Below are 17743 nucleotides of genomic sequence, written 5' to 3'. Positions count from 1 at the left end.
AGGCGCTCAATCGGCCTTGATGTTGCGGGACTGGATGAGCTTTTGCCAGCGCGCAAACTCGGCGGCCTGGAAGGCGGCAAACTGCTCGGGCGTGCTGGCCACGATCTCGAAGCCGACTTCGAGCAGCTTGGGCTTGACGGCCGGGTCGTTCAGCGCGTCCTTGATGGCCGCATGCAGCTTGGTCTTCACGTCGGCCGGCAGCCCCTTGGGGCCTGCCACGGCCTGCCAGGAATAGACATTGGCGTCCTTGATACCGAGTTCGTCGAGCGTGGGCACGTCGGGCAGGAGCGGCGAGCGCTGGGCACTGGTGATGGAGAGCGCGCGCAGTTTGCCGCCCTTGATTTGCGGCATCGCGGTGTTGATGTTCATGAACGACGAATCGACCTGGTTGCCCAGCAGATCGGTCATCACGGGGCCACCGCCTTTGTAGGGCACATGCACGCCGCTGGTGCCGGTCTGCTGCCAGTACAGCTCGGCGGTCAGGTGGTCGCTGCTGCCATTGCCCGAGGAAGCGAAGGTCATCTTGCCGGGGTTGGCCTTCTGGTACGCGATCACGTCGGCCATGCTTTTATGCGGGGAGGCGGCGGGGACCACCAGCACGTTGGGTGCCTGCACCGCGACCGAAATGAGGTCGAACTCCCGGGTCGCGTCATAGCTCACCTTGAACAGGTGGGGCGCGATCACGAACGGGCCGAGCGACGAAACAAACAGCGTGTGGCCATCGGGCGCGGAACGCACCACGTGCGTGGCGCCGATGGTGCCGGTGGCGCCGGCCTTGTTTTCCACCACGAAGGTGCCGCCCAGCTTTTCCTGCAGCTTGGGTTGCAACGTGCGGGCGATCACATCGGTGGAGCCACCGGGCGGGAAGGGCACCACAAGGGCGACGGGTTTGGTGGGCCAGGCCATGGCCGAGGTGAGGGTCATGGCGGCGCCGAGCGCGCACAGCAGCTGTTTCATGGTCGTGTGTCTCCTGGGGGGTGGAAAGGCCTTCGGTTGGTACCGGTACCAAGCGAAACCGGAGCGCATGGTACCGGTACCAAATGGGGGCGTCAACCCGCGTTCGTCGGTGGCTGTCGCCACGTCAGCTGGTTTCGCGTTCCACGATGGAGAAACCCACGTCCTGCACCCGCGGGGAGACCTCGCGGCCTTCGGCGCGGTCGATCAGCCAGCGTGCAGCCTGGCGGCCGATGTCGGCACCGTTGATGCGCACCGTGCTGAGCGCGGGCGCCATGTCGGCCGCGAACGACACGTCGCCGAAGCCGACCAGCGCGAGGCGGTCAGGGATGGCGATGCCGCGCACGCGCGCCTCGGTGGCCGCGCCCAGGGCCAGCAGGTCGGAGCTGCAGAACACGGCGTCGACATCGGGGCGCTGCTCAAGTAGCCGCACCAGCGCGTCGCGCCCACTGCGCAGCGAGCGTGACGCGCCCACGTTCACCTCCGTCACCGGCCCGTGTCCCGCGCGCGCCACCGCGGCGCGAAACGCGTCGGCGCGGCGCGCGGCGCGCTCGTCGTCGGCGCGGATGAGTGCGAGCCGGCGCCGGCCCTTGCCCAGCAGGAAGCGCGCCACCTCGCGGCCGATGTCGGCGTGCGAGAAACCCACCAGCATGTCGATCGGCGTGGGCGTGAGATCCCAGGTTTCCACCACCGGGATGCCCGAGGCCAGCAGCCGCGTTCGACCCTGGCTGGGCCCCAGGATGCCGGTGAGGAAAATCCCATCGGGTCGGCGGCCGACGATGGCTTCGAGCAGCGCCTCTTCGCGCTCGGCCGAGTAGTCCGACTGGCCGAGCATGAGCTGGTAGCCGGCACCGAAGAGGGTGTCGTTGAGCGCCTCGATGGTGGGCATGAAGACCGACATCACGGTGCTGGGCACCACGGCCGCAATGAGCTTGCTGCGCGACGAGGCGAGGCCGCCGGCCATGCGGTTGGGCACGTAGCCCGTTTTCTGCACCACGGCCAGCACCTTCTGGCGCACGTCGGGCGAGACCTGATCCGGCGTGTTGAGTGCGCGTGAGACGGTGATCGGTGCCACGCCGGCCAGGCGTGCGACATCGCGCACGGTGATGGCCCCGCTGCCACGGCGGGAACGCCGGGAGTTGTCGGATTCTTTCATTTGCAGCGTAAAATGGTACCGGTACCAAGCGCGGTGTGGAAGCACCCCGGCCATGAAGCCGGTGACCCGCAGCGCGCTGAATCATAGGAGACGCGGATCTTGGACACCCTTGCGACCCACGCAGCCGCCACGCCGCTGACCATCCGCATGCACGCCGACGACAACGTGGCCATCGTGGCCAACGATGGCGGACTGCCCGCGGGTGCCGCGCTGGCCGATGGCCCTGTGCTGGTGGAGAAGGTGCCGCAGGGCCACAAAGTGGCTTTGGTGCCGCTGCCCAAGGGCACCGCGGTGCTGCGTTATGGCGTACCGATCGGCTTCGCGCTGGAGGACATCCCCGCCGGCGCCTGGGTGCACGAGCGCCGCCTGCAGATGCCCGAGGCGCGTGGCCTGGACAACCTGCCCATGGCCACGCGCGGCAGCGTGCCGTTGCCGCCGCTGGAGGGCTACACCTTCGAGGGCTACCGCAACCCGGACGGCTCTGTCGGCACGCGCAACATCCTGGCCATCACCCAGACCGTTCAGTGCGTGGCCGGCGTCACCGAATTCGCGGTGCAGCGCATCAAGAGCGAGTTGCTGCCCAAGTACCCGAACGTGGACGACGTGGTGGCCCTGGAGCATGGCTACGGCTGTGGCGTGGCCATCGACGCGCCCGACGCGGTGATCCCCATCCGTACGCTGCGCCACATCAGCCAGAACCCGAACTTCGGCGGCGAGGTGATGGTGGTTAGCCTGGGTTGCGAGAAGCTGCAGCCCGAACGCTTGCTACCGCCGGGCAGTATCCCGATCGCCGACCAGCGTGGCGAACCTGAAGCGCTCGACATCGTGTGTTTGCAGGACGAAGCGCACGTGGGCTTCATGTCGATGGTCGATGCCATCCTGCGCCAGGCCGAGGAACACCTGAAGCGATTGAACGCGCGCCACCGCGAGACCGTGCCCGCGAGCGAACTGGTGGTGGGCGTGCAGTGTGGCGGCAGCGACGCCTTCAGCGGCGTCACGGCCAACCCGGCGGTGGGCTTCTGCACCGACCTGCTGGTGCGCGCCGGTGCCAGCGTGATGTTCTCCGAGACCACCGAGGTGCGCGACGGGATCGCACAACTCACCGCGCGCGCCACCACGCCCGAGGTGGCCAAGGCCATGGTGCGCGAGATGGCCTGGTACGACGATTACCTCAAGCGCGGCAGCGTGGACCGCAGCGCCAACACCACGCCGGGCAACAAGAAGGGTGGCCTGTCGAACATCGTCGAGAAGGCCATGGGGTCCATCGTGAAATCAGGCAGCGCGCCCATCGGCAACGTGCTCTCACCCGGCGAGAAGCTGCGCGCGAAGGGCCTCACCTACGCCGCCACCCCCGCGAGCGACTTCATCTGCGGCACGCTGCAACTGGCCGCCGGCATGAACCTGCACGTGTTCACCACCGGCCGCGGCACGCCCTACGGCCTGGCCGCGGTACCGGTGATCAAGGTCGCCACGCGCAGCGAACTGGCGCGCCGCTGGCACGACCTGATGGACATCAACGCCGGCACCATTGCCGATGGCACGGCCAGCATCGAGGATGTGGGCTGGGCGTTGTTCCGCTACATGCTCGAGGTGGCCAGCGGCCGCCAGAAGACCTGGGCCGAGCGCTGGAAGCTGCACAACCAGCTGGTGCTGTTCAACCCGGCGCCGGTGACCTGAGGCGACTGTTGAGGAGGCCTGAAAGTTCGTCAGCGCGTGATCGCGCGTGCACATCGAACGCCTTGGATACCCGAAGGGAAAGTGGTGACTTGTGCGGCGGGTATGCCCGGCCCGAAAACCTGAACCCACACATCGGTCTGCGAACCGGTGGAACTCCAGTATTCGACATGTCTGAAGGGCCCCGCGTCCACCCCCTTGTCCAATATCTGGCTGGCGATATTGTTCATCGTTGGGGCTGCAGCGGTGCCGCAGCCCGAGCCGCGCCCGTCTCGGTCGTAGCCCCATTCGCAGATGGCAGGGAGATACCAGGCGTCATGGCCGTCACCGTCATGCGCGTCACAAGCCCAGGCGCTGTAGGGCCTGTCCGGATCGCCTGGTAGACCCGTGGCATTCACCATATGGGTGGTGTTGAGAGCGCCGTCTGTGTTGCTGGTGGGCGTATTTGCAGTGCCCCACCTGACCGTATCGGGCGTAGCGTCCTCAAGCGCCAGTACTTTGCCGCCGACGCTGCTGGTGAGCGGTGGCGTGTCGTCGAGATCGAACACGAATCCTCCCTGGTACACGCTGCCCGGCCCCAGCACCCAGACATGCAGGAGCAGCGCAGGCGTGTTGCTGCCGGTCAGGGTCAACGCCACGGGTTGCGGTGCCCTGTCGCCAGGGGCAGAGGTCGGCATGGCGCCAGGGGTGACGGTGAGGGTGCAGCTCGCTGCCGGGGCGAGTGTGCTGCAGTCGCTGTTGAGGGCGCTGCCCGGCGGGAGAGCGGCGACACCCGATACCGTGAGGTCGTGCGCGACGTGCTCCCCCACATTGGTGATCACGAAATCGCGCGACTGACCCGACGAGGCCAAGGCCAGCGCGGCGGTGCTGACCGTCAGGACGGCTTCGTTGGGGAGGGTCAGAACCGGGGCGGGCGGTGCCGGCTGCGACGAACCTCCTCCACAGGCGCAAAGGGCTGAGGCCCACAGCATGAGGGTGAGGCGGGGATGCGTGGAGGCTGGCATGCGTACGGATCCACAGAAAGGGCTGATGCCCGCAAGGTAGCCCCGCGGGCCGCCTTGCGCGGCGCGGGACCGCTCAACGGGCCCGCGACACTTCCGGTGGGATCGACGTACTTCGTTCGCACTAGGCCAATGGAGCGGCTGCCCTCAACGCTGCGCCGCGGCCAGCGCCGTCATGTTGAGCACACGGCGCACCGTGGCCGCCGGCGTGAGAATGTGCACCGTGCCCGCCACGCCGGTGAGCATGGGGCCCACGGTGACGCCACCGCTGGTGGTGGTCTTCATCACGTTGTAGAGGATGTTGGCGGCGTCCAGGTTGGGGCAGATCAGCAGGTTGGCTGAGCCGCTGAGCGTGCCCTCGGCCAGGTAGGCCTCGCGGATTTCGGGCTGCAGTGCGGCGTCGCCGTGCAGTTCGCCGTCGCATTCGATCTGCGGGTGTGCGGCCACGAACAGGTCGCGCGCGCGGGCCATCTTGCGGGCCGATGCGCGCTTGCTGGAGCCGTAGCTGGAGTGCGAGAGGAACGCCACCTTGGCCGGGTGGCCGAAGCGCTGCACTTCCTGCGCCGCCATCCATGCGATCTCGGCCAGCTCTTCGGCGCTCGGGTCCTCGTTCACATAGGTATCGGCGATGAACACCGGGCCGCGGTCGGTCATGAGCGCGTTCACCGCGGCGAACAGGTTGGCACCGTCGCGGCGGCCCAGGATGCTGTCGATGCGCTCCAGGTGCGTCATGTAGCTGCCCACCAGGCCGCAGATGAGGGCGTCGGCATCACCGAGCGCGATCATGAGCGAGCCGATGATGGTGTTGGAGCGGCGCACCGCGGCCTTGGCCACCTCGGGCGTGGCGCCATGGCGGCCCATGAGGCGGTGGTAGTGTTCCCAGTACTGGCGAAAGCGAGGGTCGTCCTCGGGGTTGACGTTCTCCACATCCACGCCGAGCTTCATGCGCAGGCCGGCCTTGGCGATGCGCGCCTCGATCACCGCCGGGCGGCCGATCAGGATGGGGTGTGCCAGGCCGTCGTCGATCGCCATCTGTGCGGCGCGCAGCGCGCGCTCGTCCTCGCCGTCCGCGTAGGCCACGCGGCACTTCTTCGCGGCTGCGCGCGCGGCGTTGAAGATCGGCTGCATGAGGATGCCGGTCTGATAGACGAAGCGCCCGAGCTGCTGGCGGTAGGCGTCCATGTCGGTGATGGGCCGTGTGGCCACGCCCGAGTCGGCCGCTGCTTGTGCCACCGCGGGCGCGATGCGCAGGATCAGGCGCGAGTCGAACGGCTTGGGAATCAGGTACTCGGGGCCGAAGCGCAGCTCCTGGCCGGCGTAGGCGTTGGCCACCTCTTCACTGGTCTCGCTCTTGACCAGATCAGCGATCTGGCGCACGCAGGCCAGCTTCATGGCCTCGGTGATGCGCGTGGCGCCGCAGTCGAGTGCGCCGCGGAAGATGTACGGGAAGCACAGGACGTTGTTGACCTGGTTCGGGTAGTCGCTGCGGCCGGTGGCAATGATGCAATCGGGCCGCACCGCCTTGGCGAGTTCAGGGCGGATTTCGGGTTCGGGGTTGGCCAGCGCCAGGATGATGGGCTGTCGGGCCATGGTCTTGACCATCTCGGCCGTCATCACGCCCGGGGCCGAACAGCCCAGGAACACATCGGCGCCGTTCACCGCGTCGGCCAGCGTGCGTTTGTCGGTAGCCTGTGCGTAGCGCTGCTTGGATTCGTCCATGCCACCCGGGCGGCCCTGGTAGAGCACGCCCTTGGAGTCGCAGACGAAGATGCGCTCGCGCGAGACGCCGAGACCCACCATCACGTCCAGGCACGCGATGGCTGCAGCACCGGCGCCCGAGACCGCCACCGTGACCTCTCCGATGGACTTGCCCACGAGTTCGAGTCCGTTGAGCAGCGCGGCCGCGCTGATGATGGCGGTGCCGTGCTGGTCGTCGTGGAACACGGGGATGTTCAATCGGTCGCGCAGCTGCTTCTCGATGTAGAAGCACTCGGGCGCCTTGATGTCTTCGAGGTTGATGCCGCCCAGCGTGGGCTCGAGCGCGGCAATGATCTCGACCAGCTTGTCCGGGTCCTTCTCGGCCAGTTCGATGTCGAACACGTCGATGCCGGCGAACTTCTTGAACAGACAGCCCTTGCCCTCCATCACCGGCTTGCCCGCGAGCGGGCCGATGTCGCCCAGGCCGAGCACGGCGGTGCCGTTGGTGATGACACCGACGAGGTTGCCGCGGCTGGTGTAGTCGGCGGCCTTGTTCGGGTCGGCCTGGATCTCCAGGCAAGGGTAGGCCACGCCCGGGGAATAGGCCAGCGACAGGTCGCGCTGGTTGGACAGTGGCTTGGTCGGCGTGACGGCGATCTTGCCGCGGCGCGGCGTGCGGTGGTATTCGAGCGCGGCGTCGCGCAGCGCCTGTTCGGCGGGGGTCATGGCGGTCTCCTGTGTTGTCCGTTGCCGAGATGATTTTGGCATCGTGCCCGGGCGCAGCGGCTTGCTTGCGCCAAACCCGATGGGTGCGCGGGCTTAGCGCGCCTGCAGCAGGTCGAACAGCGCGCGTGCGATGACTTTGGTGGCGCGGCGCAGGTCGTCCAGCCGAACGTGCTCGTCGGCACGCTTGGCGTTCGATTCGCGCACCGTGCGCGGACCGGCGCCATAGATCACGCCGGGAATGCCGCGCTCCACGTAGAGGCGCACGTCGGTGTAGAGCGGTGTGCCCAGCGCGGGGATGGGCTCGCCGAACACCTGCTCGCCGTGGGTCTGCAGCGCCTTCACCAGCGCGGCATTGCCCGCCAGCGGCTGCATGGCGCGCGCCAGCAACATGCGTTTGATGTCGACCCGCAGCGCCTTGCCGCCGCGTGGCGGTTGGAAGCTGGCCGCGGCTTGGGCGATGGTCTCGCGCAACGCCGCCTCCACCTGCGCCGGGTCTTCTTCGGGAATCATGCGGCGATCGAGCTTGAGCACCACCTTGCCGGGAATGACGTTGGTGTTGGTGCCGCCGCTGATGAGGCCGACGTTGAGGTAAGGGTGGCTGATGCCCTCGACCGATGACGTCACCCGAAGGTAGTCGCGGTTCAGCGCGTACAGCGCGTTCAGGATGTTGGTGGCGCCCTGCAGTGCGTCGGTGCCGCTGTCGGGAATGGCGGCGTGGGCCATCTCGCCTTGCACCGTCACTTCCAGCTGCAGGCAGCCGTTGTGCGCCACCACCACCTGATAGCTGAAACCCGCGGCCACCATCAGGTCGGGTTTCGTCAGGCCCTTGGCGAGCAGCCAGCCGGGGCCGAGTTCACCGCCGAACTCTTCGTCGTAGGTGAAGTGCAGCTCCACGCCGCCCTTGAGCGGCGCGTTCAGCGATTCGAGCGCGCGCAGCGCGAAGGTGAAGGTGGAGAAGTCGCTCTTGCTCACCGCGGTGGCGCGGCCGTACATGGCGCCATCGGCGATCTCGCCGCCGTAGGGATCGTGCGTCCAGCCCTCGCCGGGGGGCACCACATCGCCGTGGGCGTTGAGTGCGATCACCGGGCCGCCGTCGGCGAAGCGGCGGCGCACGATGAGGTTGGTGATGCTCTGCAGGCCGGCGGTTTTCACATCGGCGTCGGGCACCGCGTGCTTCTCGGCCACGTAGCCGAAGGCCTGCAGCAAATCGGCGGTGCGCTCGGCATGCGGCGCGTTGTTGCCGGGCGGTGTGTCGGTGGGCACGCGCACCAGTTGTTGCAGGAAGGCGAGCTGCTCGTCAAAGTGCGCGTCGATCCAGACGTCGAGTTGCTGGTGGGGTTTGGTCATGTTCATGCGGCCGTCACGAGGCTTCGTGGGCCAGTTGTTCAAGCAAGTGGTCGAAGGCCAGCACGCACAGCTCGATGTCGTCGCTGGTGCTGCTCTCCAGGGGGTTGTGGCTGATACCGCTGTTCTCGCCGCGCACGAACAGCATGGCCTGGGGCATCACCTCGTGCAGCTTCATGGCGTCGTGGCCGGCGCCGCTGGGCATGCGGTGCACGGGCAGGCCGAGCGAGGCCACGGCGTGCTCCCAGCGCTGCTGCCAGGCGGGTGCGCTGGGCGCGGCGCTGGCGTCCATGGTCTTCTCCAGCCGGTGCGCCACGCCGCGGCGCTTGCAGATGGCGCGCAGCTCGGCCAGCACATCGCGCTCCAGCGCGTCGCGCTGTGCGTTGCTGGGCGCCCGCAGGTCGAGCGAGAACGCGCAGCGCCCGGGCACCACGTTGATGGAGCCGCCGGGCACGTTGAGCAGGCCGATGGTGGCCACCGAATCGCCATCCTGCGCCGCGCGCCGTTCGCAGTACAGCGCGAGCTCGGCCACCGCACAGGCGGCGTCGCGGCGCCGGTCCATGGGGGTGGTGCCGGCGTGACTGGCCATGCCGATCACCTCGCCCACGTGGCGCACGCTGGCGTTGATGGACGTCACCACGCCCAGTGGCAGGCCCATTTCGTTGAGCACCGGCCCTTGTTCGATGTGCACCTCGACGAAGCCGAGGTAGCGCGTCGGGTCGCGGCGGATGCCGAGAATCGCTTCCATCGTGCCGGGCAGGCCGGCGGCGCGCATCGCGTCCTGCATGGGCACGCCGTCGGCATCGCGCTGTTCCAGCCAGGCCGGGTTGAAATGGCCGGTGAGCGCGCCCGATCCCAGGAAGGTGGCCTTGTAGCGCTGGCCTTCCTCTTCCGCGAAGGCCACCACCTCGATGCCGAAGGGCAGGCGCCGGCCCGCCTGGTGCAGGCGCTCCACGCAGGCCATCGGCACGAAGATGCCCAGGCGTCCGTCGTACTTGCCGCCGTTGCGCACCGTGTCGAAGTGACTGCCGGTGAGCAGGCGCGGCGCGCCGGGCGCGGCCGCTTCGTACACGCCCACCACGTTGCCCACGGCATCGATCGACACGTTGTCGAAGCCGCACTCGCGCATGCGAACCATCAGCTCGCGCTGGCAGGCCCGGTGGGCGTCGGTGAGGTAGGTCACGGTGAGCTGGCCGTTCTCCTTGAAGCCCGGGTCGCTGTGCTGCGCCAGGTTTTCGTGCCAGTCCCACACGCGGTGGCCGAGCACGGGTTCGGCGCCGAACTTGTCGGCCAGGCGGATCTCGGCGATGCGGTGGATGTTGCGCAGCGCTTCCTCGCGCTCGAAGCCTGGCGGGTTGTGCAACCGGCGCTCGAAGGTGGCGATGATCTGCTGGCGCGTGAGCCCGCTGCCGCGCGGGCCGCGCACCGCGAGGATGAAGGGGAAGCCAAAGCGCGCGTTGTAGTCGGCGTTGAGCTGCTGCAGCCTGGCGAATTCCTCGGGCGTGCAGTGGGTGAGGCCGGCGCGGCTTTGTTCGCCGGTGCTCTCGGCGGTGAGTGCCTTGGCCACCATCGCCTTGCCTGCAAGCTCGGGGTGGGCGCGTATCAGGGCGAGCTGTTCGTCGCTTGACGCCACAGCCAGCGACTGCACCAGCGCCCACTTGAGCGCTGCCAGGCTCTTGAAGGGGCGTTGCGGCAGCGCGCGCTCCACCACCCAGGGCGAATGTTCGTACAGGCCGTCGAGCAGGCGCAGGGCGTCGCCCGTTGTGGCGGTGTTGAGTTGATCGAGGGTGAGGGCCATGGTGGTCAGACCGGCTGGGGAAAGAGGGATTTCCAGTGGCGTGCGATGTCGAGCCGGCGCGCGACCCACACCCCCTCGTGCGACTGGATGTGATCAAGGAAGCGCTGCAGCGCGGTGATGCGCCCCGGGCGGCCGAGCAGGCGGCTGTGCATGCCGATGCTCATCATCTTCGGGCGGTCGAGCCCGGCCGGGTCGCCCTCGGCGTAGAGCGCGTCGAAGGTGTCCTTCATGTACTGGAAGAACGGATCGGCGTGCGAGTAGCCCTGGGGCAGCGCGAATCGCATGTCGTTGCAGTCGAGCGTGTAGGGCACGATGAGCTGGTGCGCGGTGCTGCCATCGCTCTTGCGCAGCTTCATCCAGAACGGCAGGTCGTCGCCGTAATAGTCGCTGTCGTACTCGAAGCCACCGAAGTCGGCCACCAGGCGGTGTGTGTTGGGGCTGTCGCGCCCGGTGTACCAGCCCAGCGGGCGCTGGCCCGTGAGTTCGGTGATGAGTGCCATGGCTTGCGCCATGTGGCGGCGCTCGGTGGCCTCGTCCACGTTCTGGTAGTGGATCCACTTGAGGCCGTGGCAGGCGATCTCGTGCCCGAGTTCGACGAAGGCCGCGGTGATCTCGGGGCAGCGTTGCAGCGCGGTGGCCACGCCGAACACGGTGAGCGGCAGGCCGCGGCGTTCGAACTCGCGCAGGATGCGCCACACACCCGCGCGCGAACCGTACTCGTAGATGCCCTCCATGCTCATGTGCCGTGCCGGGTAGGCCGCGGGGTTGAACATCTCGGAGAGGAATTGCTCGGACGCTTCGTCGCCATGCAGCACGCTGTTCTCGCCGCCTTCCTCGTGGTTGAGCACGAACTGCACGGCGATGCGCGCGCCATTCGGCCAGCGCGCGTGGGGCGGGTTTCGGCCATGACCGCGCAGGTCGCGCGGGTAGGGGGCGGTGGCGTCGTAGGTCATCGGGCGAGCGCGAGGGAGAGATCGTTGGCGGGCGTCTTGCGGTCGAAGGCGAGGCCCGCCTCCACGTTGAGCAAGTGCTGTTCCATGAGCTGCACGGCCAGCGCTTCATCGCGTGCCGCGAGGGCCTTGACGATGGCGGCGTGTTCGTCGCTCGAATCGGCAGCGGCCTCGTTGCTCTGGTACATGAGGGTGATGAGCGCGCAGCGCGAGATGAGGTCGCGCAGCAGGCCGGCCAGCACCTGGTTGCCCATGAGTTCGGCCATGTGCACGTGAAAGTCGCCCAGCAGCTCGGTACGGCCGGGCACGTCCTGTTGGTCCACGGCAGCGCGTTCCTGCGCCACGTGTTCACGCAACGAGCGCAACATGGCGGGGCTCACCTGGCGCACGAACGCGCGCGTCATTTCCACCTCGAGCATGCGGCGCACGGCAAACACCTGGCGCGCTTCGTCGGCCGAGGGCGTGGCCACGAAGGCGCCGCGCGCGGGTTCCAGACGGATCAGACGGTTCTGCGAGAGCTGGAACAGCGCCTGGCGCACGAGGGTGCGAGAAACGCCAAAGTGGTCGGCCAGCTTCTGCTCGGCGAGCTTGGTGCCCGGGCGCAGCCGGTGTTCGACGATGGCCTTGGTGAGGGCTTCGACGATCTGGGCCGTGCTGGAGGTTTCCATGCGCGGCATGATAGCCAGAATCCGCTCAAACTGTATACACTTTCGGTCGACCAAAAAACCGCAGGAGGCGCCCCATGGGCTTGAGCACCCACGTTCTGGACACGATGCACGGCTGCCCCGCGGCGGGCATGCGGGTGACGCTCTACCGCACCGCTGGCGCGCAGGCCGAACTGATCAAGCGCTTCACGCTCAACGCCGACGGCCGCAACCCCGACGGCCCCTTGCTGGACAACGCCACCATCCGCGTCGGCACCTACCGCCTGGTGTTCGACGTGAAGGGCTACTTCGACGCGCGCGGCGTGGCATTGCCCGAGCCGCGTTTTCTCGATCAGGTCACGCTCGATTTCGGCATCGCGAACACCGACCAGCACTACCACGTGCCCCTGCTCGTGAGCCCGTGGAGCCATTCGACCTACCGCGGCAGTTGAGCCAAAAGAAAGGCCCGCTGAGGCGGGCCCAAGCGTTCAACCCCCTGGAGATCACCGGTTGCGCTGGCCTTCGGTCAGCGTGTCGAGTTGGAAATTGCCGCTCTTGTCCCAGAGCCAGACGTCCGTGTACGTGACCCGGCCCATGCGCACGGGGGCGGGGAAAGGCGCTGCGGCACGCACGGTGCGCTCGATCTCGCGCATCACGTCGGGCGCGTGGCTGGGCGCACGCATCCAGCTCACCTGCTTCACATGACCCATGTTGTCCACTTCGACCTGCAGCACCCCCACGGCGTGCAGCAGCGGCGGCAACTGGCCCTTGTAGATGCGGTGGCTGTTGTGCTGGTAGAGGTGGCGCGCACCGTCCTTGCGGTAGTCCTGCGGCGTGGCCGCTTGCGACACATGCTTGGGTTCGGGCGCTTTGCTCACGGGCGGTGGCGGCGGCGGTGCGGGCATGGGGGGCGGCGGTGGTGGGGGCGGCGGCGGCGGGGGCAGCGGTGCCGCGCAGGCCGCCAGCAGGGCGGCGACGGTCAGGCCCGCCCAGCGCCAAGCGGTGACGGGGTTGGCGGCGCGGGCGGTCGCGCCTTCGGGGCGCGGGGCGGGTGCAATGTCTCGTTTGGTCATGCTCATCTTCTCGAACGGGCCCCGTGGGGTATTGGCTAACCCGAAGACCGGGTGAAGTGTATGTGCGATATCGCACGTTTCATCACGGTCTTCGGCCGATACTCACGGCGCTGAAACCTTCTTACAGATGCATACAGCTTCCATGTCCTCGGCGCCACATACCACGGTCGATCTGCACACTTTCTTATGCCGCTTGCGCGAGGCACCGGCGGTGCTGGTGTCGGTGCACGAAGCGCGTGGCTCCGTGCCGCGTGGGGTGGGCGCCTGGATGGCGGTTTTCGACCGTGAGGTCGTCGGCACCATCGGCGGCGGACACCTTGAATGGGACGCCATGCGCCGTGCGCGCGAGTTGCTGGCGCGACGCGCGGTCGAAGCAGTTGTGCAATCGGTCACGCTCGGGCCCTCTCTCGGCCAGTGCTGCGGGGGCGCGGTGACATTGGGTTACGAGCCGGTGGATGCGCGGCATGCGCCAGCGCTCGAGCGGCGTCTGGCGGCGGTACGCACCCCGGTGGCACTGTTCGGCGGCGGGCATGTGGGCCGCGCCATCGTGCAGGCGCTCGCACCGCTGCCCTTTGCGCTGACCTGGATCGACAGCCGCGACGAGGTGTTCCCCGACCCGTTGCCGTTCGGTGTGCAGGCCGAGCACTCGGCGCCCGTGCAGGCTGCGGTGGCTGACCTGGCAGCGGGTTCGCACGTGCTGGTGATGAGCTTCTCGCACGCGGAGGATCTGGACATCGTGGCCGCCTGCCTTGACCGTGTGCGCACCCGCGACGACCTGGGCTTCATCGGTCTGATCGGCAGCCGCACCAAGTGGGCCACGTTTCGGCACCGCCTGGGCGATCGCGGATTCGACGAAGCATCGCTGGCGCGCGTCACCTGCCCGATCGGCCTGCCCGGCATCACGGGCAAGGAGCCCGCAGTGATTGCGGCGGCGGTGGCGGCACAACTGTTGCTCGTGGAATCTGGCGCGCCAGCGGGGTCGCCGATGCCCGCCTGAGCCGATACACTGCTGCGCGTCTGTGGTCGCAGCGGAGCCGGCGCCATCCCGTCAGGGAGCGGTGCTGTGTATCGCGGCCCTCGGTCGGCTCAGAGCGCCCGCGGTGGTGAGTCGAAAAGCGGGACCTTGCCGTCCCTTGAACGAGGTGCCATGGAAACCTACCTGCTCGATTGGGCCAACCTGCTGTTGCGCTGGCTGCACGTCATCGTCGCCATCGCGTGGATCGGCTCATCCTTTTATTTCGTCTTCCTCGACAGCAGCCTCACGCCGCCCGAAGACGAAGCGCTGCGCCGCGACGGCGCCACCGGCGAGCTCTGGGCCGTCCACGGTGGCGGCTTCTACCACCCGGTGAAGTACGCGGTCTCGCCCCCGAAACTGCCCGGCCACCTGCACTGGTTCTACTGGGAGAGCTACTCCACCTGGCTGTCGGGCTTTGCGCTTTTTCTGGTGTCGTACCTCTGGAGCCCCAAGGTCTACCTGATCGATCCGCAGGTGTTCGACTGGTCGCCGCCGGCGGCCATCGCCACGGCGCTGGCCTTTCTGGTGGTGTTCTGGCTGGCGTACGACGCGATCTGCCGCACGCTGGGGCAGACGAAGAACGGCGACGCCAAGGTCGGCGCCGCGGTGGCGCTGCTGGTGGTGGGGGCATCGCTGCTGGCCACCGAATTGTTCGCCGGCCGCGCCGCCTTCCTGCTGGTGGGCGCCATGATCGCCACCGCCATGAGCGCCAACGTGTTCTTCTGGATCATTCCCGGGCAGCGCAAGGTGGTGGCAGCGCTCAAGGCAGGCCTGCCTGTTGACCCGATTCATGGCCAGCGTGGCAAACAACGCAGCGTGCACAACACCTACTTCACGCTGCCGGTGCTGTTCGCCATGCTCAGCAACCACTACAGCTTCACCTACGCGCACCCCCACAACGGCTGGGTGCTCATTGGAATGATGGCGGCGGGCGCCGCGATCCGGCAGTTCTTCGTGCTGCGCCATGGGTTCAAGCTCGGCCGCAACCCGCACCCCTGGCCCTACGCCGCGGCGGGCGTGGTGGTGCTGATCGGGCTCATCGTGTGGCTGCGGCCAGCACCGATGGAGCCCAGTGTCGGACTACGTGACACCGTCTCCACGGCCCGGATCCAGCCCGTGATCGAGCAACGCTGCGTGATGTGCCACAACGCCGCCCTGCCGTCCAAGGGCGTCCGGCTCGATTCGATCAGCGAAATCGACCGTCACGCCCAGGCGATCTACCAGCAGGTGGTGGTGACGCGGCAGATGCCGATGAACAACGCGACGGGGATGACGGAGAGCGAGAGGGCGTTGATTGGCCGGTGGTTTTTGGCCGCAGCCGCTGTGAAATGACGGGGCTGAAGTCGCGCGCCTAGTCGACATCGGATCGCTGGTGTGGACGCCCGTCGCGTGGCCACCCGTCAGCGGCGCTTGTGTCGTCCTTTTTGACAAATCTCGCGGGGCGTTCATCGTAGAAAACCCCAGACTGCTTGCAAGTGCTTGAAAACAAAGGTAACCGCTTTCGTGGCACGAAAGCTGCTTCGAAATGGCGACGGTAAAGGCGGTCAAGTGGTCCGAAAGTGCTCACTGACCCCCGAAGCCTGCAGTGCAAGACCATTTAGCCCAGTTCGCCTGGAGCACCTCATGAACACCATTCAAGCCATCAAGCGGGTCGCAAGCGCGGCAGCGCTGTCAAGTTTGCTCTTTGCCGGCTCCTCGGCGAATGCAGCCCTGGTGACCCAGCTGATCCATTTTGACGATGCCGGAAACGGGTGGAGCTGGTACAGCGACGCTGACCGCAATTTCCTGTTCGATCCGACCAATTTCCAGTCGGCCACGCTTTGCGCCGATTCCACCAACGGTGGGAACGGCAACTGCGTGATCGAGGGCAAGGGAGAAAACGGGCAGCTTCCCCGCATGACCCGTCCCACGGACGGCACTACTTTGCAGGGTTCACCCAATAAGGCCCCCGACGCCTCTGGCCCCCTGCTGACCTTCACGCTGGACTCCTTCTACTTTCTGCTGACCGGCAATGGCGAAGGCGCTGAGAACGCGATCAGCGTGAAAGGAAGCAATTCCAACGTGACCTACACGTTCCAGTTGGGCGGAAACTATGACGCCGCAGGCATGCCCGATGTCACCTTCTATGAGGGGGCGAACGCCGGTGATCTGGCCGGGAACCTGGCGAAAAACACTGGGTACATCGTGTCGTTTGGAGACCTGTTTAAGGACGTGACCTGGATTCAGTTCTCGGCGCCGGACACCGCGCAGCTTCGCCTGGATTGCGTGGTGGCTACATTTGATGGCACCACGTCTGAGCCGAAGTCGGGCTTCAGTGGCGCATGCGGTGGCGGAGGCCAAGTTCCTGAGCCCGGTACGCTTGCGCTGCTCGGGCTGGGCTTGCTGGGTGCGCTGGCCCTGAGCAGGCGCAGAAGGTCTGTCTGAGCCTTGCTTCAGCTTGTGCAAGATGCCCCGTTTGACGGGGCATTTGCTTTTTCGGGCTCCGTTTTTCGCTCGTCCGGGCAACGCCTTCGCCATCGAGACGGCGTGCGTCTCGCGGTCAGCCATCCCGCCATATGACCTTCCAAAGCGCCGCTCTCGCCGAGGGTCGGTATAAACCGGGGGTGTTACTTGAGTTCGAGCCACTTGATGACGCCAAGTTGGGCTCGGACAGCAAATCCATGCCCCGCCAATTTGACCTCATCGCCTTCGACTGGGACGGCACCCTGTTCGACTCCACCGCCGTCATCGCGCACTGCATCCAAGCAGCGGTGGCCGACGTGGGTGGCACGCCGCCCACGCGCGAGCAAGCCAGTTACGTGATCGGCATGGGCCTGATGCAGGCCCTGGCACACGCCGCGCCTGATGTGCCGCCCGATCTTTATCCGCGCCTGGGCGAGCGCTACCGACACCACTACCTGGCCCATCAGAACGACCTGAGCCTGTTCGAGGGCGTGCTGCCCATGCTGGCCGAGCTCAAGGGCCGGCAGCATTGGCTGACCGTGGCCACCGGCAAGAGCCGCCGGGGCCTCGACGAGGTGCTGCGCACGGTGGAGCTGAGCGGTGTGTTCGATGGCTCTCGCACCGCCGACGAGACCGCCGGCAAACCGAGCCCGCTGATGCTGCACGAACTGATGCGCGAGTTCGGCGTGGAGCCCGAACGCACCCTGATGATCGGTGACACCACGCACGACCTGCAGATGGCCGTGAACGCCGGTTGTGCCAGTGTGGGCGTGAGCTACGGCGCGCACGAGCCCGATGCCTTTCACGCGCTGGCGCCGCGCCACGTGGCGCACTCGGTGCGCGAACTGCACGACTGGCTGCGCCTCAACGCCTGAGTGCCATGCCCCCACCGGCCGACGACCTGAACCCGCTGTGCAACAGCCGCGACCTGGTCGACGGCGGCCGGGCGGTGTCGTTCGACGTGAACTACGCCGGGCAGACCTGCCGCGCGTTTGCGATCCGCTACCGGGGGCAGGTGCACGCCTACCTGAACCGTTGCGCGCACGTGGCCATGGAAATGGATTGGCAGCCCGACCGCTTCTTCGATGAAAGCGCGCGCTGGCTGCTGTGCGCCACGCACGGTGCGGTGTACGAGCCCGACACCGGCGAGTGCCGTGGCGGCCCATGCCGCGGCGGCTTGTTCAAGATCGAGGTGTTCGAGCACGACGGCGTCGTGCACTGGCGATCACAATACCACCTCAAACCTGTCGAATTTTGACCATCGAGAC

At 67.3% G+C, this 17743-nt stretch carries 16 protein-coding genes; 7 read left to right on the top strand and 9 right to left on the bottom strand.

The features are described from left to right. Positions 1-6: 6 nt before the first annotated feature. Positions 7-957: a Bug family tripartite tricarboxylate transporter substrate binding protein gene (locus M3149_RS12830; protein ID WP_251709932.1), complete on the bottom strand. Its 951-nt coding sequence runs from the start codon at positions 955-957 to the stop codon at positions 7-9. 124 nt (positions 958-1081) lie between these two features. Next, entirely contained in the window at positions 1082-2110 is a 1029-nt protein-coding gene (locus M3149_RS12825; protein WP_251709931.1) for a LacI family DNA-binding transcriptional regulator, read from the bottom strand. Positions 2111-2257: 147 nt separating this feature from the next. Between M3149_RS12825 and garD the strand changes: the two genes are divergently transcribed. Then, complete coding sequence (gene garD, locus M3149_RS12820) at positions 2258-3787, top strand: galactarate dehydratase (RefSeq protein WP_251710009.1); 1530 nt, start codon at positions 2258-2260, stop codon at positions 3785-3787. 29 nt (positions 3788-3816) lie between these two features. Here the strand turns inward: garD and M3149_RS12815 are convergent, their stop codons facing one another. From M3149_RS12815 to M3149_RS12790, 6 genes are all read right to left on the bottom strand, one after another. Continuing rightward, positions 3817-4788: a hypothetical protein gene (locus tag M3149_RS12815; protein WP_251709930.1), complete on the bottom strand. Its 972-nt coding sequence runs from the start codon at positions 4786-4788 to the stop codon at positions 3817-3819. A gap of 144 nt (positions 4789-4932) precedes the next feature. Then, positions 4933-7209 carry an NADP-dependent malic enzyme gene (locus M3149_RS12810; RefSeq protein WP_251709929.1) on the bottom strand — a complete coding sequence of 759 codons (2277 nt, stop codon included), beginning with the start codon at positions 7207-7209 and terminating at the stop codon, positions 4933-4935. 93 nt (positions 7210-7302) lie between these two features. Next, positions 7303-8556, bottom strand: coding sequence for a M20 family metallopeptidase (locus tag M3149_RS12805; RefSeq protein WP_251709928.1), 1254 nt, complete (start codon positions 8554-8556; stop codon positions 7303-7305). 13 nt (positions 8557-8569) lie between these two features. Then, positions 8570-10351 carry a 2-oxo-4-hydroxy-4-carboxy-5-ureidoimidazoline decarboxylase gene (gene uraD / locus M3149_RS12800; RefSeq protein WP_251709927.1) on the bottom strand — a complete coding sequence of 594 codons (1782 nt, stop codon included), beginning with the start codon at positions 10349-10351 and terminating at the stop codon, positions 8570-8572. Between the two features lie 5 nt (positions 10352-10356). Then, positions 10357-11304 (bottom strand): allantoinase PuuE, encoded by a 948-nt coding sequence (gene puuE / locus M3149_RS12795; RefSeq protein ID WP_251709926.1) that lies wholly within the window; start codon positions 11302-11304, stop codon positions 10357-10359. Then, the gene (locus M3149_RS12790; protein ID WP_251709925.1) at positions 11301-11978 is read right to left on the bottom strand and encodes a GntR family transcriptional regulator; all 678 of its coding nucleotides are present in this window, start codon (positions 11976-11978) and stop codon (positions 11301-11303) included. Before M3149_RS12790 ends, puuE begins: the two co-directional genes overlap by 4 nt. Positions 11979-12043: 65 nt before the next feature. Here M3149_RS12790 and uraH point away from each other — a divergent pair, with 65 nt between their 5' ends. Beyond that, complete coding sequence (gene uraH / locus M3149_RS12785) at positions 12044-12397, top strand: hydroxyisourate hydrolase (protein ID WP_251709924.1); 354 nt, start codon at positions 12044-12046, stop codon at positions 12395-12397. 51 nt (positions 12398-12448) lie between these two features. Here uraH and M3149_RS12780 read toward each other — a convergent pair whose 3' ends face one another. Further along, positions 12449-13018 carry a hypothetical protein gene (locus M3149_RS12780; RefSeq protein ID WP_251709923.1) on the bottom strand — a complete coding sequence of 190 codons (570 nt, stop codon included), beginning with the start codon at positions 13016-13018 and terminating at the stop codon, positions 12449-12451. A gap of 142 nt (positions 13019-13160) precedes the next feature. Between M3149_RS12780 and xdhC the strand changes: the two genes are divergently transcribed. The 5 genes from xdhC (at position 13161) to M3149_RS12755 (ending at position 17733) form a co-directional block, all read left to right on the top strand. Then, positions 13161-14015: a xanthine dehydrogenase accessory protein XdhC gene (gene xdhC / locus M3149_RS12775; protein WP_251709922.1), complete on the top strand. Its 855-nt coding sequence runs from the start codon at positions 13161-13163 to the stop codon at positions 14013-14015. A gap of 150 nt (positions 14016-14165) precedes the next feature. Further along, positions 14166-15365 carry a urate hydroxylase PuuD gene (locus M3149_RS12770; RefSeq protein WP_251709921.1) on the top strand — a complete coding sequence of 400 codons (1200 nt, stop codon included), beginning with the start codon at positions 14166-14168 and terminating at the stop codon, positions 15363-15365. A gap of 291 nt (positions 15366-15656) precedes the next feature. Then, a complete protein-coding gene (locus M3149_RS12765) occupies positions 15657-16457 on the top strand; it encodes a PEP-CTERM sorting domain-containing protein (protein WP_251709920.1) in 801 nt (266 codons plus the stop codon). A 236-nt stretch (positions 16458-16693) separates the two neighbouring features. Continuing rightward, complete coding sequence (locus tag M3149_RS12760) at positions 16694-17350, top strand: HAD family hydrolase (protein ID WP_251709919.1); 657 nt, start codon at positions 16694-16696, stop codon at positions 17348-17350. A 5-nt stretch (positions 17351-17355) separates the two neighbouring features. Beyond that, positions 17356-17733, top strand: coding sequence for a Rieske (2Fe-2S) protein (locus M3149_RS12755; protein WP_251709918.1), 378 nt, complete (start codon positions 17356-17358; stop codon positions 17731-17733). Positions 17734-17743: the final 10 nt, after the last annotated feature.

This window comes from Hydrogenophaga intermedia, assembly GCF_023715105.1.
Taxonomy (GTDB): Bacteria; Pseudomonadota; Gammaproteobacteria; order Burkholderiales; family Burkholderiaceae_C; genus Hydrogenophaga; species Hydrogenophaga intermedia_A.
The sequence above is the reverse complement of the archived record's forward strand: the minus strand, read 5'-3'. Positions and strand labels throughout refer to the sequence as shown.

Excerpts from the sequence above, each read along its gene's own strand:
- puuE (WP_251709926.1), bottom strand. The coding sequence starts at position 11,304 with ATGACCTACGACGCCACCGCCCCCTACCCGCGCGACCTGCGCGGTCAT.
- uraH (WP_251709924.1), top strand. The coding sequence starts at position 12,044 with ATGGGCTTGAGCACCCACGTTCTGGACACGATGCACGGCTGCCCCGCG.
- M3149_RS12810 (WP_251709929.1), bottom strand. The coding sequence starts at position 7,209 with ATGACCCCCGCCGAACAGGCGCTGCGCGACGCCGCGCTCGAATACCAC.
- M3149_RS12790 (WP_251709925.1), bottom strand. The coding sequence starts at position 11,978 with ATGCCGCGCATGGAAACCTCCAGCACGGCCCAGATCGTCGAAGCCCTC.
- garD (WP_251710009.1), top strand. The coding sequence starts at position 2,258 with ATGCACGCCGACGACAACGTGGCCATCGTGGCCAACGATGGCGGACTG.
- M3149_RS12780 (WP_251709923.1), bottom strand. The coding sequence starts at position 13,018 with ATGACCAAACGAGACATTGCACCCGCCCCGCGCCCCGAAGGCGCGACC.
- M3149_RS12815 (WP_251709930.1), bottom strand. The coding sequence starts at position 4,788 with ATGCCAGCCTCCACGCATCCCCGCCTCACCCTCATGCTGTGGGCCTCA.
- M3149_RS12755 (WP_251709918.1), top strand. The coding sequence starts at position 17,356 with ATGCCCCCACCGGCCGACGACCTGAACCCGCTGTGCAACAGCCGCGAC.
- M3149_RS12765 (WP_251709920.1), top strand. The coding sequence starts at position 15,657 with ATGAACACCATTCAAGCCATCAAGCGGGTCGCAAGCGCGGCAGCGCTG.
- M3149_RS12825 (WP_251709931.1), bottom strand. The coding sequence starts at position 2,110 with ATGAAAGAATCCGACAACTCCCGGCGTTCCCGCCGTGGCAGCGGGGCC.
- xdhC (WP_251709922.1), top strand. The coding sequence starts at position 13,161 with ATGTCCTCGGCGCCACATACCACGGTCGATCTGCACACTTTCTTATGC.
- M3149_RS12830 (WP_251709932.1), bottom strand. The coding sequence starts at position 957 with ATGAAACAGCTGCTGTGCGCGCTCGGCGCCGCCATGACCCTCACCTCG.
- M3149_RS12805 (WP_251709928.1), bottom strand. The coding sequence starts at position 8,556 with ATGACCAAACCCCACCAGCAACTCGACGTCTGGATCGACGCGCACTTT.
- uraD (WP_251709927.1), bottom strand. The coding sequence starts at position 10,351 with ATGGCCCTCACCCTCGATCAACTCAACACCGCCACAACGGGCGACGCC.
- M3149_RS12770 (WP_251709921.1), top strand. The coding sequence starts at position 14,166 with ATGGAAACCTACCTGCTCGATTGGGCCAACCTGCTGTTGCGCTGGCTG.
- M3149_RS12760 (WP_251709919.1), top strand. The coding sequence starts at position 16,694 with ATGCCCCGCCAATTTGACCTCATCGCCTTCGACTGGGACGGCACCCTG.